Origin of the sequence: Bradyrhizobium sp. 27S5 (assembly GCF_037217225.1) — a bacterium.
In the GTDB taxonomy this organism is placed as follows: Bacteria; Pseudomonadota; Alphaproteobacteria; order Rhizobiales; family Xanthobacteraceae; genus Bradyrhizobium; species Bradyrhizobium septentrionale.
Map to the genome: position 1 here is coordinate 2,106,013 of NZ_CP147714.1, position 13,925 is coordinate 2,119,937.

The following is a 13,925-nucleotide window of genomic DNA, read 5'->3' on the forward strand; positions in this document are numbered from 1 at the left end:
AGCAACGGAGCGCCGAGCCACCAGGCTCAGCGTCCCTCGCGCAGCCAGGTTGCCGCGAATGCGCCGAGCAGCAGCAGCAGGCCGACCAGGCCGGCGAACATCGGCAGCACGCCGACGCCCTTCACGACGCTGGCGTCGCGCATCTTGACGCCGAGCCAGCCGTCGCCGCGGAAGATCGAGGAGGCGCGTATCGGCACGATGCGCGGCATGTCGAGGCTCGATCCGTCGACGATGCGCCGCGCGTCGCCGCCGGTTGCCTGCGCCAGCGGCTTCAGCGTGTCGGTGGTCGAGGTGACCTCCGAGAATTCCTTCGGATTGGTCGGGCCGACATTGATCAGCGCCTTCAGCGTGCCGTCGGTGGCCTGCCACAGGCCGAGCTCGCTCGCGGGCAGCGTGGCGCGCCACTCGCCGGGATCGCCGGCGGCGAGCGTCAGTTCGCGCGTGGTGCCGCTCGGCGACGTCACGGTAACAGGCGCGACGGTATCGGCCATGGTCTGCCGCACCACGATCAGGTCCTTGCCCTGCACCTGCATGCGCAGCGCCTCTTCGTCGAGGTCGGGCTGCTTCATCAGCCAGTGCGACACCCGCCGCAACAAATCGAGATGCGGGCCGCCGCCTTCATAGCCGCGCGCCCAGAGCCAGATGTGGTCGGAGAGCAAGAGCGCGACGCGGCCTTCGCCGAAGCGCGACAGCAGCAGCAGCGGCTTGCCGTCGGCGCCGGTCATGACCGGCGGGTTGATCGCGTTGCGGGTGTCGACGGTGCGGAAGAACCGGCTCCAATGCGGCGGCTCGGCATTCGAGCCTTCCAGCCCGCGCGTCACCGGATGGCGTTTCCCGGCATCGCTTAAGTGCGCATAGAACGGCTTCTCGGTGACGCCGACCGGCTCGGCCGGCAGCACCGAATCCAGCGGCGTGCGCCAGATGCTGGTGGTCGAGGCGTAGTCGGGACCGGCGGAGACCAGCACCGCGCCGCCGGAGCGGACATAGCGCGCGATGTTGTCGAAATAGGCGATCGGCAGCACGCCCTGGCGGGCGTAGCGGTCGAAGATGATCAGCTGGAATTCGTTGATCTTCTGCTGGAACAGCTCGCGGGTCGGAAACGCGATCAGCGACAGCTCGTTGATCGGCGTGCCATCCTGCTTCTCCGGTGGACGCAGGATGGTGAAGTGCACGAGATCGACGCTGGGATCTGACTTCAACAGGTTGCGCCAGGTGCGCTCGCCGGCATGCGGTTCGCCTGACACCAGCAGCACGCGCAGCTTGTCGCGCACGCCGTCGATCGCGACCACGGCGCGGTTGTTGACCGGGGTCAGCTCGTTCTCGAGCGGCGAGGCCTCGATCTCGACGATGTTGGGCCCGGCATGCTTGATGTCGATGTCGATGCTTGAGGTCTGGCCGCTGCTCAGCATGCGCTCGTTGATCACCTCGCCGTCGCGGCGGATCGTGACCTTGGCGCGCTCGCCGGTGACGCCCTGGTCGTCGAGCCGGTAGGTGATGGTCTGGGTCTGGCCGACAATGCCGAAGCGCGGCGCGGCGGTGATCGCGATGCGGCGGTCGCGCTCGTCCTTGCGGCCGGTAATCAACGTATGCAGCGGCGCCTGGAAGCCGAGCGCCTGGGCGTTGGCGGGAATATCGTGCACGCGGCCGTCGGTGATCATGAACGCGCCGGCGACGCGTTCGACCGGAACGTCCGACAGTGCCGACGTCAGCGCGCCGAACAGCTTTGTGCCGTCGGTTTCGCCGTCGGCCTGGCCGGCCTCGACGACGCGGACCTCAAGGCCCTTGATCTGCTTCAGGCTGTCGACCAGCGCTTGCCGCGCCTTGTCGGTCTCCTGGTTGCGCGTGCCAAAGTTCTGGCTCGGGCTCTTGTCGACCACGACGGCGGCGACCGAGGACAACGGCTCGCGGTCCTCGCGGGTGAAGGAGGGGTTGGCCAGCGCGAGCAGGATCAGCGCCAGCGCGGCGACGCGCACCGCGGCGCCGCGCGCGCGCGACAGCAACAACAGCGCGGCGATGACGACGATCGCGCCGAGCCCGATCCACAGCACGAGCGAAGGAACCAGCGGTGTGAACGCGATACCGTAGTTCATGACGCAGACCTATCTGCATCGTCATGCCCGGCCTGGTGCCGGGCATCCACGTCTTCCTTGCCTTCGAAAGAAAGGCAGACGTGGATGGCCGGGCCAAGCCCGGCCATGACGGGGAGAATGAACGGAACGCTAGCGGACGTCATGTTCATGCTCATTGTCCCAGCCGCTCGATTAGCGCAGGCGCGTGCACCTGGTCGGCCTTGTAGTTGCCGGTCAGGGTGTACATTACGATGTTGACGCCGGCGCGGAACGCGAATTCGCGCTGCCGCGGCTCGCCCGGTGTCAGCGGCAGCATCGGCTGGCCGTCGGGACGGATCGCCCAGGCGCCGGCGAGGTCGTTCGACGTGATGATGATCGGCGAGACGCCGTCGCCGCCGCGCGCCGGGCGCTGTGCGGTCTCCTCGTCGTCCTCGCGCGGCAACGTCTCGACCCAGGTCTGGCCGGAGTTGAAGCGGCCGGGGAAGTCGCGCAGCAGATAGAACGTCTTGGTCAGCACGTGCTCGCGCGGCACCGGCTCGAGCTCGGGAACGTCGAGGGTCGACAGCAATTCGCGCAGCGTCTGCATGCCCGGCGTCTGCGAGGCGCCATTGTCGCCCGGCGGCGCCTCGACGGCGTCGCGGGTGTCGAAAATCACGGTGCCGCCCTGCTTCATGTAGGCGTCGATCTTGTTGATGGCGTCCTGCGGCGGCTTCGGCGCGCCCGGCACGATCGGCCAGTAGATCAGCGGGAAGAACGCCAACTCGTCGCGCGCGGGGTCGATGCCGACGGGATCGCCGGCTTCGAGCGCAGTGCGCTGCCCGAGGAACAGCGTCAGTCCGGACATCCCGGCCTTGACGATGGAATCGACGTCGGCGTTGCCGGTGACGACATAGGCCAGCCGCGTCTGCGACACCGACTTGATGGCGAAGTCGTCGTTGCTCTCGGCGCGTGTCGACGACGGCGCGAACGTCAGGAGGATGAAGGCGAAGGCGAGCACCGCCGGCGCGGCGCGGCGCCGGATCAGCGCGGCGAGGCCGCCGCCCAGCATCGCGACCACGATGGCATCGAGCAGGAACAGCGCCAGCGCCGTCGACAGCATGATGCCGCGCAGGTCACGCGGTTCGGTGTTGGTGTAACTCGCATGTTTCGCGCGGAGGCCGGAAGTGTCGAGCGGCGCGATGCGGTCGGCGGAGGCAAGCGTGTTGACCGCGATCGGGCTCTCGGCGGTGCCGTAGAAGCCGGGCGGATGATCCGCCGTGCCGCGGTCGCGATAGTCCGCCGACATCGGCTTGGCAGTCGCAGGCGGCGGGCCGAAGGCGCCGAAGCCGTCGAGGGTGCGCAGCGGCGCAACCGTCTCCGCGGTGGGATCGCTGGCGACGCCGGGGCCGGGCTTCGAGGTGTAGCCGGACATATCGATCAGCCGGCGCAGCATCTCGACGAAGGTGCCGGACATCGGCAGGTCCGACCAGCGCATGTCGGCACCGACGTGGAACAGGCTGACCACGCCCTTGCCGCGATGCTCGCCGGTGACGAGCGGGGTGCCGTCTTCAAGAGATGCCCAGCTCTTGGTCGCGAGCACGGCGTCGGGCTCGGCCAGCACCTGGCGGCTGACGGTGATGTCCTTCGGCACGGTGAGGCTTGCGAATGGACCATCTGCGGCGAACGAGGCCATGTGTTGTGGCTTCTCCCAGGTCAGGCTGCCGCCGAGCGTGCGGCCGCCGCGGCGCAGCTTGACCGGAACGAGGTCGTCGTCGGCCTGCGCGAGGCGCGGGCCGGCGAAGCGCACCAGCACGCCGCCCTGCTCGATCCAGGCGTTGAGCCGGTCGCGGATATCCGGCGACAGCGTGCCGACATCGGCCATCACGATCATCGGCAGCCTCTGGTCGAGGAATTGCCCGATCACCTGCTGCGGCGCGCCGCGATCGCCGAGCCGGACGTCGGCGAACGGCGACAGCGCGCGGGACAGATAGAAGGTCGACGCCAGCAGCGGCTGCGCGGTGTCGTTGCTCGCACCCGAGACCACGCCGATGGCGCGGCGGCGCCAGCGCCGGTCGAGCAGTTGCACGGCGCCGGCCGAATGCTCGCCGGAGATTTCGAGCCGCGAGATGTCGTTGCGCAGTTCGACCGGAAGATCGAAGGCGGCTTCGGTCTCGCGCTCCTGCGGGCCGAACGTGTAGCGGGCCTCGCCGATCGGCGAGCCCTTGGCATCGACCGCGCGCACCGTGCCGGCCGCGAAGCCGCTTTCGGTGCGCAACACCTTCACGGTCATCTTGGCGGCGGCGTTCTCGGCCGCGACCAGCGCCTGCGCGGACTGCGCGCCGCCCGAATAGATCGTCAGGTTGCGGCTCTCGATCACCTTGCCGAGACCTTCGGTGAACTCGCTGCCGCGGCCGGTGTCGACGCCGTCGGACAGCCAGGCGATGTCGCAGTCGCCGGTCGATTTGAGGAAACGTCCAAGCGAGGTCAGGGTTTCAACGCGATCGATCGAGTAGGGTTTTGGCGCGATCTGGCGCAACGCGACGCGCGCGGTGCCGGCCGGCATCAGCGTGATGTCACGCGTAGGCTCCGACAGCGGCACCAGCGCGACGCCGCGGCGGTCGCTGTCGGCATCGGCGATTAGCTCGTCCGCGGCCTTGACCCGCGCATCCCAGCTCGAGGCCGCGCTCCAGCCGTCGTCGAGCAGGATCACCAGCGGGAATTTGCCCGCGGCGACGCCGGTCTGCGGATTCCAGATCGGGCCGGCGGCGGCAAGGATGACGAGCGCGGCGGCAGCGAGCCGCAGCAGCGTCAGCCACCACGGTGTGCGCGCCGGCGTCTCTTCCTTGGGCGCGATGTCGAACAACAGCCGCGTCGGCGGGAATTCGATGCGCCGCGGCCGCGGCGGCATCACGCGCAACAGCCACCACAGCACCGGCAGGCTGACCAGCCCCAGCAGCAGCAGCGGTTCGGCAAAGGAGAGGGGGAGACCTGCGATCATGCGCTGCGTCCCGCCTTGACGGTTGAGCGGCCGCCGCCCTTGCTCACCATCATGCCGGCATGCAGGAACAGTAGCAGCTCGGCCGCGGAGCGGCTGGTGGTGTGGGTCGAGAACAGCCAGTCGAGCCGGTTGGTCTCGGCGCGGATCTGGTCGCGATGCAGCGCGACGCGGGCGACGTAATCGGTGGCCCAGCTTTCGGCGCGGCCGGCGGTGATGACGCTGCCGGCCTCCGGCTCGACGAACTCGACCCGGCCGGAATAGGGGAAAGTCTCCTCGGCAGGATCGACGACCTGGATCATGGTGCCGTGCGCGCCCGACGAGGCGAGCCCGGCCAGCATGGTCGTGATCTCGGCCATCGGCGACCAGAAGTCCGACAGCACCACGATCTCGGCGAGCGACGACGGCACGAAGGAGGGCGGCAGGCTGGCGCGTGTCGCCTCGTCATGCAGCATCGCCTGCGCCATCTTGTCGATCACGGCGCGGCGGCCGGTCGGGTTCATCAGGCCGGGAACGCCGACGCGCTCGCCGCCGGCAACCAGCAGCTCGGCCAGCGCAAAGGCAACGATCAGTCCGCGCTCGAGCTTGGAGTCGCGCGCCTCGCGTGAGGCAAAGGCCATCGACGGCGAGCGATCGGGCCAGATCCACACGGTGTGCGCGGCCTCCCACTCCTGCTCGCGGACATAGAGGTGGTCGTCGCGTCCCGAGCGGCGCCAGTCGACGCGCTGCGACGGTTCGCCCGACACGAAGCGGCGATATTGCCAGAAGCTCTCGCCGGTGCCGGCGCGGCGGCGACCATGCATGCCATGGATGACGTTGGCAGCGATGCGGCGAGCCTCAAGCACCAGGCGCGGCAGCGATGCGGCGAGCGTTCGGCTTTCGCCATCTGCACGTCGAACCGCAAGGAGCTCCTCGTTCTGGTGCCTGTTGTCAGCCGCCATCAACCGATCCGGGTTTTCAATTGCTTGATCACGTCGGGAATGGTGCGGCCCTCGGCGCGCGCCGAGAAGGTCAGCGCCATGCGGTGCTTGAGCACGGGCTCGGCGAGATCGAGCACGTCGTCGATCGACGGCGCGAGCCTTCCGTCGAGCAGCGCGCGGGCGCGGACTGCGAGCATCAGCGACTGGCTGGCGCGGGGACCCGGTCCCCAGGCGATCAGCTTGCCGGCCTCGCCACCCTCGGGACCGGGACGCGCGGCGCGCACCAGCGTCAGGATCGCCTCGACCACGGAATCGCCGACCGGCAGCCGCCGCACCAGCCGTTGCGCGGTGATCAGCGTCTCTGCGTCCATCGACGCCTTGGCAAGCGTCTCTTCGGCGCCGGTGGTTTCGAACAGGATGCGCCGCTCGGCGTCGCGATCGGGGTAGTCGACGTCGATTTCCATCAGGAAGCGGTCGAGTTGCGCCTCGGGCAGCGGATAGGTGCCTTCCTGCTCGAGCGGGTTCTGCGTCGCCAGCACGTGGAACGGCTTCGGCAGGTCATGCCGCGCGCCGGCAATGGTGATGTGCTGCTCCTGCATGGCTTGCAGCAGCGCCGACTGGGTGCGCGGGCTGGCGCGGTTGATCTCGTCGGCCATCAAGAGCTGCGCGAACACCGGACCCGAGATGAAGCGGAACGAGCGCTTGCCGGCCGAGCTCTCGTCGAGCACTTCGGCGCCGAGAATGTCCGACGGCATCAAGTCGGGCGTGAACTGGATGCGCTTGGCGTCGAGCCCGAGCGTAACGCCGAGCGTTTCGACCAGCTTGGTCTTGGCGAGGCCGGGCACGCCGATCAACAGCGCGTGGCCGCCGGACAGGATCGTCACCAAAGTGTTTTCGATCACCTGGTCCTGGCCGAAAATGACAGTGGAAACCGCTTCCTTGGCGGCCTTGATCTGGCCCGCGACCTGCTCGGCCGAGCGGACGATCACATCCTCCAGTTTCTCGACGCTGTCTGCACCAGCCATTCGGTCCGCTCCTTCTCGACGATCCCGGTGATTCCCGCGTCGTCATCTGTCGTCATCTCTTGGCCCTCATGCTAAACCTGCGCGAAAGCCATGTATTCGTTGAATTAAACTATCCCCACCTTATCGGTATTTCAGGGTATGAACGGCATCACGATGTGGCGAGAAAGACACCCCGACCACATCTCAGGATACGTGCACCAAATGTGCCAGATTGAGGGTCGGAAGCTTTAAGGTAAACAATGGCGAAGCAAGGGCAGAGCGAATCCGGCAGTGAAACTACGGGCCTAGGAAGCAAGGGCCTCGAAGGGCTGACCACCGCCGCCAATCGAGCTGCGACATCAGGGCCGGCCGGACGCAAGGGCCTGCCGCCGGTTCACCTCTGGAATCCGCCATTCTGCGGCGATCTCGACATGCGAATCGCGCCCGACGGCACCTGGTTCTACATGGGAACACCGATCGGCCGTCCCGCGCTGGTGCGGCTGTTCTCCACCATCCTGAAGCGCGAGGACGGCAAGCACTTTCTCGTGACACCGGTGGAGAAGGTCGGCATTCGCGTCGATGACGCGCCGTTCCTTGCCGTGGAAATGCAGACCGACGAAGACGCGCGCGGCCGCTTGCTCAGATTCCGCACCAATGTCGACGATTGGGTCGATTGCGAAAAGGGCCACGGTCTCAGATTCGAGGCCGCCGAGGACGGCGGATTGACGCCCTATCTGCATGTCCGCGCCGACCTGTGGGCCAAGGTCACCCGCGCGCTCTACTACGATCTGGTTGACATGGGCGAGGCGCGGATGGTCGATGGTCAGGAGATGTTCGGCATCGAGTCCGGCGGCGAGTTCTTCGCGATGGCCGACGCCAGCCAGGTGAGGGACGCACTTTGAACGAGCCGTTGCTGAAGGTGAGGCCGGCGACGATCAGCTCGACGGAATTCTTCGCGCGGGCCCGCACGCGGCTCGATTTCGAAGTGCCGCCAGGGCTGGTCGATCCGCATATCATTCCGCGCACCGGAGACTCCGGCAACGATCGCATGCTGGAGATCGTGGCGCAGGAGCAGCCGGTGCGGCCGGCCGCGGTGCTGATCCCGGTGGTCGATCATCCCGAGCCGACCGTGCTCTTGACGCAGCGTTCGCCCAATCTGTCGAGCCACGCCGGTCAGATCTCGTTCCCCGGCGGCAAGATCGACGCCACCGATGCCTCGCCGCTCGATGCCGCGCTGCGCGAGGCCTGCGAAGAAGTCGGGCTGAAGCGGGAATTCATCGACCCGGTCGGCTATCTCGACCTCTATGGCACCGCATTCGGCTTCCGTATCCTGCCGACGGTCGCCAAGGTGAAGCCGGGATTCACACTTGAGATCAATGAAGCCGAGGTCGTCGATGCGTTCGAAGTGCCGCTCGCTTTCCTGATGAATCCCGAGAATCATCAGATCCACGTCAAGGAATTCCGCGGCATCGACCGGCACTATTATGCGATGCCGTTCGCCGAGCGCTACATCTGGGGCGCGACCGCGGGCATCCTGCGTGTGCTGTATGAGCGGATCTATCTGTCATGATCCGCACGGTGTTGACCGAGATCGGAATCTTTCTTGTTCCTTTCGCGGTCTATGCCATCTTCCTCATCGCGACGCGGTCCGGCGTGACGCTGCCGGCGTCATGGCCGCTCGACATGCTCGCGAAGCTGACGCTGGTGGCGCTGGTGCTGGTCATCGTGAGCTTCGTGCTGCTCGCCGAACTGACCGGCGCGCCGCCGAACTCGACCTACGTTCCCGCCCATATCGAGGACGGCAGGCTGGTGCCGGGAGTTGAGAGATGAGCGAGGTGCGCCTGTTGTCCGACGCGCCATGGCTCACTGAGGGGCCAGCGGCACGGGTGCTCGGCCTGCTCAATGCCGATGGCGAGGAAGCGCGGGCGATCGGCGGCGCGGTGCGCAACGCGCTGATGAAAATTCCGCTCGCCGACATCGACATCGCGACGACGGCATTGCCGGACGAGGTGGTGCGGCGCGCCAGGCGCGCGGGCATCAAGAGCGTGCCGACCGGCATCGAACACGGCACCGTAACCCTGGTCGTCGACAGCCAGCCCATCGAGGTGACGACGCTGCGCGAGGACACCGAGACCTATGGCCGCAAGGCCAAGGTCGCGTTCGGGCGCGACTGGGTGCGCGACGCCGAGCGGCGCGACTTCACCATCAACGGCCTGTCGGTCGATGCCGACGGCATCGTGCATGATCACGTCGGCGGCCTCGCCGATATCGCGGCGCGGCGGGTGCGCTTCATCGGCGATCCGGCGCAGCGGATTGCCGAGGATTATTTGCGCATCCTGCGCTTCTTCCGTTTCCACGCCGCCTACGCCGCAGGCGAGGTCGATCGCGCCGGCTATCTCGCTTGCATCTCCGGACGCGCCGGACTTGCCGGCCTGTCGGCCGAGCGGATCCGCATGGAGATGCTCAAGCTCGTGGTCGCGAACGGCGCCGCGGGCGCGGTGGTCGCGATGGGGGATGGCGGGTTGCTGCTGCCGCTGTTCGGCGGCCTCGCCTATACCGGACCGTTCGCGGCGATGATCGAGATCGAGAGGCTGATGGAGCTTAAGCCGAGCGCGACGCGCCGGCTCGCCGCGCTGACGGTCGCCGTGACCGAGGATGCGCGGCGCATCGCGAGCCGGCTGCGGCTCTCCAATGCCGAGGCCAAGGCGCTCGACTCGATGGGCCATCGCTGGTGGCGGTTGCCCGGCATGGACGAGGCGCGTGCCAAGCGCAGGCTCTACCGGCTCGATGAGGAGCCCTATCGCGACCGGCTGCTGCTGGCCTGGGCGCGAACCGGCGCGAACCGTGATGTCGATCAGTGGCGCGCGCTCGCCACGCTGCCGCAGCGCTGGCGCGCGCCTCACTTTCCCTTGAGGGCGTCGGATTTCATCGCGCGCGGGATTGCCGAGGGACCGGCGTTGGGGCATGTACTGACCCTGGCCGAGGATGCTTGGCTTGCCGCGGATTTTCCGCTCGATCCGCAGGTGTTGTCTGGCATCGCCGACCAGACCGTTTCCCGTTTCACCCGCGACCATCGGCTGTGAATTTTCTCTCGGGCATCGAAGACATCTCGCTCCTTCAAATTTGTCTCGTCGCCGGCGTTGCCCTGTTTGCGTCCGTGATCGGCGGCCTTGCCGGCTATGGCACCGGCGCCTTGATGCCGCTGGTGCTGGTGCCCATGGTCGGCGCCGAGCCGGTCGTGCCGATCATCGCGATCTCGTCGATCTTCACCAATTCCAGCCGCTTCATCGCCTTTGTCAGGTTTGCCGACCGCCGCAAGGCGATCATCGTGATCGCGGCGGCGCTGCTCTCCACCGCGCTCGGCGCCTACGGCTACACGCGGCTGACCAGCGCCGGCGCCTCGCTGGTGATCGGGAGCATGCTGATCCTGAGCGTGCCGGTCAGGCGGCTGTTGCGCAAGCACAGCGTCAGGATCGGTGAACGCGGGCTTGCGGCAGGCGCTGTCGGCTATGGCGTGCTGGTCGGCGGCACCGCGGGCTCCGGCGTCATCCTGCTCTCGCTGTTGATGGCGGCGGGGCTCGAAGGCGCTGCGGTGGTCGCAACCGATGCGGTGATTTCGCTCACGAGTGCCGCGGTCAAGATTTCGGTGTTTGGTCTCGCCGGCGTCATCACTGCGCAGGTGCTGGCCCTTGCGCTGCTGATCGGCCTGGTCGCCATTCCCGGCGCGTTCCTGGCCAAGGCCTTTGTCGAGCGGATGCCGGTGCACATCCACACCGCGATCCTCGACGCCGCGGTGATCGTCGGCGGCGCGGTCATGATCGTCACCGCGATGCGCGCCTTCTGACGCGAAGCGGAGGCGATGCTGCCGGCGGCTCGCCGGGCAGCATCGCCTGAGAAAACTTATGCAGCCTCTTCTTACGCAGCCTTGCGCTTCTTGCGGCTGCCGTGCTCCTTGTCGTCGTCCTCTTCTTCCTCGTCATCCTCTTCTTCGTCGTCGTCTTCCTCGTCATCTTCCGGATCGATTTCGGTCGATTCGAGCGCGACGAGCGGCAAGGTTTCGCGAAACAAATCGCCGTCCGTGCCCATCCACAGGCACTCGACCTTGTCCTCGTCGACTTCAACGACCGTGATCGGATGGCCGCCGGATTTCAGCATGACGACATCGCCTGGCTTCAGTTCCATGATTTTCCCTCCGCGCTTGATGACGCGGACGGCAGGCTAGCGACCTGTGATGACAGTCAAATCACGGCCGACGCTCGGTGCTGTGGATTTGCTGTGAAAACAGCCGTTGCGGCTATTAGCGCGCTGCAGGAACCAGTTCGGTCAGCGAACGGATGATGCGGTCGGGCTTGATTGTCGATCCCGGCGGCAGTCCGACACCATGCACGTCCATCCAGATCGCATAGATGCCAAGCCGCTGTGGCGCCACGACTTCCCACTCGAGATTGTCGCCGATCATCCAGGTATCAGGTGCGCTGACGCCGAGCGCTTCCATCGCGTGCAGATAGGCGCGCTCCTCCGGCTTGCCGAAGCCGTGCTCGCCCTCGATCTGGATGTGATCGAAGCGATGGCCCAGCGCGAAGCGCTCGACCTTGGCGCGTTGCATCTCGGCGGCGCCGTTGGTGACCAGCGCGAGCTTGATGCCGAGCGCCTTGAACGCATCGATCGCCTCATGCGCGCCGGGGAAGACGAACATCTCCTCTTCGCGATAGGCGGTGAAACGATCTGCGATGCGGTCCGCGAGATCGTCCGGCAGCGCGCGGTGGCCGGCCGCCGCGAGCGCCGCGAAGCCGCCCTTCACGGTCAGCCGCCGCGCCTCGCCGAGCTTGATCCGCCAGATCGGCTCGGCGGTCGACCAGAATTGCCGTGCATAGGCCAACAGCGCGGTCGCGACCATGTCCGAGGGCAGGGGAGCCAGCTCCTCGGCGAATTCGGCGGTGATCGTGTTCCAGGCGATCTCGGGGCGGCCATAGGCCGACAGGATGGTGTCATCCATGTCGATCAGCATTGCACGCGGCAGTTTGGTCACGGCCATTTCACCTCCGGCGGCAGCGACGACAGGATCGAATCCACATTGCCGCCGGTCTTCAGGCCGAAGATGGTGCCGCGATCGTAGAGCAGGTTGAACTCGACATAGCGTCCGCGGCGGATCAGCTGCTCATCGCGATCCTCGGCGCTCCAGGCGGCCGCGAAATTACGCCGCACCAGGTCGGGATAGATTTTCAGGAAGCTGCGCCCGACGTCCTGGGTGAAGGCGAGGTCGGCATCCCAGTCGCCGCTGTCGTGCCAGTCGTAGAAGATGCCGCCGATGCCGCGGGCTTCCTTGCGGTGTGGCAGATAGAAATAGTCGTCGCACCATTTCTTGTACTTGTCGTAGTCGGCGACGCCGTTCGGCCCGCTGCACGCCTCTTTCATCGCGGTATGGAAGGCGACCGTGTCGGGGTCCTCCTGGGTGCGCCGCCGGTTCAGCACCGGCGTCAAATCGGCGCCGCCGCCGAACCAGGCCTTGGTGGTGACGACGAAGCGGGTGTTCATATGCACCGCGGGCACGTTCGGATTGCGCAAATGTGCGATCAGCGAAATGCCCGAAGCCCAAAACCTGGGATCATCGGCGGCACCGGGAATCTGCGCGCGGAATTCGGGGGCGAACTCGCCATGCACGGTCGAGCAGTGCACGCCGACCTTCTCGAACAGCCGGCCCTTCATGATCGACATCACACCGCCGCCGCCGGGCTTTCCGGTGTGGTCGGTGCGGTCCCAGGGGGTGCGCACGAACCGGCCGGCGTCGCCGGGATAGAGTGCTGCGGGGGCATCGTCCTCGAGCGTCTCGAAGGCCGCGCAGATGTCGCTGCGCAGCGCCTCGAACCAGCTGCGCGCACGCGCCTTGCGGTCTTCGATGATGGCGGGGTCTGTGGGCAGCATGATTAGCCTTGCGGTCCGAAATAGGTGCAGCTCTCGTTGCAGCTGTCGCGATGGACGGCGACGCGCGTCAGCTTGCCGGTGTGTTGCAGCCGCTCCCAGATGAAGCGCGAGAGATTCTCCAGCGTCGGCACGCCGATGGCCTCGATCTTGTTCAGGAACTTGTGGTCGAGCGTTTTCTGCACCTCGGCCATGGCGCGCTCCAGCAGGCCGAGATCGATCACCATCCCGGTTTTCGGGTCGGGCGTGCCGCGCACCGTGACTTCGGCGCGGAAGGAGTGACCGTGAATCTCCTCGCTGTTCACACCAAACGTCGTTCCGGAAAGCGCATGCGCAGCCTCGAACCGAAACGCTTTCGTCAATTCCCACATCTCGTTCAACAATCCAGTTCTGCCAGAGTAGTTATCTGATACCGAGCGTCTTGTGCGTCTGCACGCTGAGGCGCCATTGCGGGTGCTTCAGGCAGTAGTCGATCGCCCGCTCGGTATTCGCGATCACGTCGGGGCCGTCCATCGGCTGCAGCGAGAAGCGCTCGAAGGCGAGCCCGGCGAAATCCTCCGGTGCGTTTTCCACCTGCGGATAGACCAGCTTGAGCTCATGCCCCCTGCGCACCACGAGCTCGGCCGCGGCCTTCGGGCTGACGCAAATCCAGTCGAGCCCGTCGGGCGGGGCGATAGTGCCGTTGGTCTCGATCGCGATCGCAAAGCCGTGCCCGTGCAGGGCCTCGATCAGGGCGGTGTCGACCTGCAGCAGCGGCTCGCCGCCGGTCAAGACCACGTAGCGGTCGGCCGCGCCGGCGGTCCATTGCGCGGCGATGGTGCCGGCGAGCTCGGCCGCGTCGGCATAGCGGCCGCCAAGCGTTCCGTGGGTGCCAACGAAATCGGTGTCGCAGAACCGGCAGACGGCGCCGGCGCGGTCCTGTTCGCGGCCGCTCCAGAGGTTGCAGCCGGCGAAGCGGCAGAACACGGAGGCGCGGCCTGCATGGGCGCCTTCGCCCTGCAGGGTGAGAAATATCTCCTTGACCGCGTAGCTCACCAAA

Annotated in this window: 14 protein-coding genes; 5 read left to right on the forward strand and 9 right to left on the reverse strand. The window is 66.9% G+C overall.

Annotated elements, in window-relative coordinates:
* Positions 1-26: 26 nt before the first annotated feature.
* From WDM24_RS09970 to WDM24_RS09985, 4 genes are all read right to left on the reverse strand, one after another.
* Entirely contained in the window at positions 27-2,090 is a 2,064-nt protein-coding gene (locus tag WDM24_RS09970; protein WP_338831054.1) for a hypothetical protein, read from the reverse strand.
* 151 nt (positions 2,091-2,241) lie between these two features.
* On the reverse strand, positions 2,242-5,043 hold the full coding sequence (locus WDM24_RS09975; protein WP_338832361.1) for a DUF4159 domain-containing protein: 2,802 nt from the start codon (positions 5,041-5,043) through the stop codon (positions 2,242-2,244).
* Positions 5,043-5,984 carry a DUF58 domain-containing protein gene (locus WDM24_RS09980; protein WP_338831055.1) on the reverse strand — a complete coding sequence of 314 codons (942 nt, stop codon included), beginning with the start codon at positions 5,982-5,984 and terminating at the stop codon, positions 5,043-5,045. Before WDM24_RS09980 ends, WDM24_RS09975 begins: the two co-directional genes overlap by 1 nt.
* Complete coding sequence (locus WDM24_RS09985; protein WP_029083705.1) at positions 5,984-6,988, reverse strand: AAA family ATPase; 1,005 nt, start codon at positions 6,986-6,988, stop codon at positions 5,984-5,986. Before WDM24_RS09985 ends, WDM24_RS09980 begins: the two co-directional genes overlap by 1 nt.
* Positions 6,989-7,227: 239 nt before the next feature.
* On the opposite strand from WDM24_RS09985, the gene WDM24_RS09990 reads away from it, so the two are divergent.
* From WDM24_RS09990 to WDM24_RS10010, 5 genes are read left to right on the forward strand one after another with little or no spacing between them, the layout of a single operon-like run.
* Positions 7,228-7,869: a DUF1285 domain-containing protein gene (locus WDM24_RS09990; RefSeq protein WP_338697229.1), complete on the forward strand. Its 642-nt coding sequence runs from the start codon at positions 7,228-7,230 to the stop codon at positions 7,867-7,869.
* Positions 7,870-7,901: 32 nt separating this feature from the next.
* On the forward strand, positions 7,902-8,537 hold the full coding sequence (locus WDM24_RS09995) for a CoA pyrophosphatase (protein ID WP_371261233.1): 636 nt from the start codon (positions 7,902-7,904) through the stop codon (positions 8,535-8,537).
* Positions 8,534-8,797 carry a DUF6111 family protein gene (locus tag WDM24_RS10000; RefSeq protein WP_338697231.1) on the forward strand — a complete coding sequence of 88 codons (264 nt, stop codon included), beginning with the start codon at positions 8,534-8,536 and terminating at the stop codon, positions 8,795-8,797. Before WDM24_RS09995 ends, WDM24_RS10000 begins: the two co-directional genes overlap by 4 nt.
* On the forward strand, positions 8,794-10,050 hold the full coding sequence (locus tag WDM24_RS10005) for a CCA tRNA nucleotidyltransferase (protein ID WP_338831057.1): 1,257 nt from the start codon (positions 8,794-8,796) through the stop codon (positions 10,048-10,050). The genes WDM24_RS10000 and WDM24_RS10005 overlap by 4 nt, the downstream gene beginning before the upstream one ends.
* Positions 10,047-10,811, forward strand: a complete 765-nt coding sequence (locus tag WDM24_RS10010) for a sulfite exporter TauE/SafE family protein (protein WP_338831058.1) — start codon at positions 10,047-10,049, stop codon at positions 10,809-10,811. Before WDM24_RS10005 ends, WDM24_RS10010 begins: the two co-directional genes overlap by 4 nt.
* Positions 10,812-10,882: 71 nt before the next feature.
* Here WDM24_RS10010 and WDM24_RS10015 read toward each other — a convergent pair whose 3' ends face one another.
* The 5 genes from WDM24_RS10015 to queE form a co-directional block, all read right to left on the reverse strand.
* Positions 10,883-11,149 carry a YodC family protein gene (locus tag WDM24_RS10015; protein ID WP_338831060.1) on the reverse strand — a complete coding sequence of 89 codons (267 nt, stop codon included), beginning with the start codon at positions 11,147-11,149 and terminating at the stop codon, positions 10,883-10,885.
* A 115-nt stretch (positions 11,150-11,264) separates the two neighbouring features.
* Entirely contained in the window at positions 11,265-12,002 is a 738-nt protein-coding gene (locus WDM24_RS10020) for an HAD family hydrolase (RefSeq protein WP_338831061.1), read from the reverse strand.
* A complete protein-coding gene (hemF, locus tag WDM24_RS10025) occupies positions 11,993-12,889 on the reverse strand; it encodes an oxygen-dependent coproporphyrinogen oxidase (RefSeq protein ID WP_338831062.1) in 897 nt (298 codons plus the stop codon). Before hemF ends, WDM24_RS10020 begins: the two co-directional genes overlap by 10 nt.
* Positions 12,890-12,891: 2 nt before the next feature.
* Complete coding sequence (locus WDM24_RS10030; protein ID WP_166216830.1) at positions 12,892-13,257, reverse strand: 6-pyruvoyl trahydropterin synthase family protein; 366 nt, start codon at positions 13,255-13,257, stop codon at positions 12,892-12,894.
* A gap of 31 nt (positions 13,258-13,288) precedes the next feature.
* Positions 13,289-13,921 (reverse strand): 7-carboxy-7-deazaguanine synthase, encoded by a 633-nt coding sequence (gene queE / locus WDM24_RS10035; protein WP_338831063.1) that lies wholly within the window; start codon positions 13,919-13,921, stop codon positions 13,289-13,291.
* Positions 13,922-13,925 lie beyond the last annotated feature (4 nt).

What these genes read in the sequence shown, in the direction of transcription:
- WDM24_RS09980 (WP_338831055.1), bottom strand. Translation starts at nt 5,984, where the DNA reads ATGGCGGCTGACAACAGGCACCAGAACGAGGAGCTCCTTGCGGTTCGA.
- WDM24_RS10030 (WP_166216830.1), bottom strand. Translation starts at nt 13,257, where the DNA reads ATGTGGGAATTGACGAAAGCGTTTCGGTTCGAGGCTGCGCATGCGCTT.
- WDM24_RS09985 (WP_029083705.1), bottom strand. Translation starts at nt 6,988, where the DNA reads ATGGCTGGTGCAGACAGCGTCGAGAAACTGGAGGATGTGATCGTCCGC.
- WDM24_RS10020 (WP_338831061.1), bottom strand. Translation starts at nt 12,002, where the DNA reads ATGGCCGTGACCAAACTGCCGCGTGCAATGCTGATCGACATGGATGAC.
- WDM24_RS09990 (WP_338697229.1), top strand. Translation starts at nt 7,228, where the DNA reads ATGGCGAAGCAAGGGCAGAGCGAATCCGGCAGTGAAACTACGGGCCTA.
- WDM24_RS10000 (WP_338697231.1), top strand. Translation starts at nt 8,534, where the DNA reads ATGATCCGCACGGTGTTGACCGAGATCGGAATCTTTCTTGTTCCTTTC.
- WDM24_RS10015 (WP_338831060.1), bottom strand. Translation starts at nt 11,149, where the DNA reads ATGGAACTGAAGCCAGGCGATGTCGTCATGCTGAAATCCGGCGGCCAT.
- hemF (WP_338831062.1), bottom strand. Translation starts at nt 12,889, where the DNA reads ATGCTGCCCACAGACCCCGCCATCATCGAAGACCGCAAGGCGCGTGCG.
- WDM24_RS09970 (WP_338831054.1), bottom strand. Translation starts at nt 2,090, where the DNA reads ATGAACTACGGTATCGCGTTCACACCGCTGGTTCCTTCGCTCGTGCTG.
- WDM24_RS10005 (WP_338831057.1), top strand. Translation starts at nt 8,794, where the DNA reads ATGAGCGAGGTGCGCCTGTTGTCCGACGCGCCATGGCTCACTGAGGGG.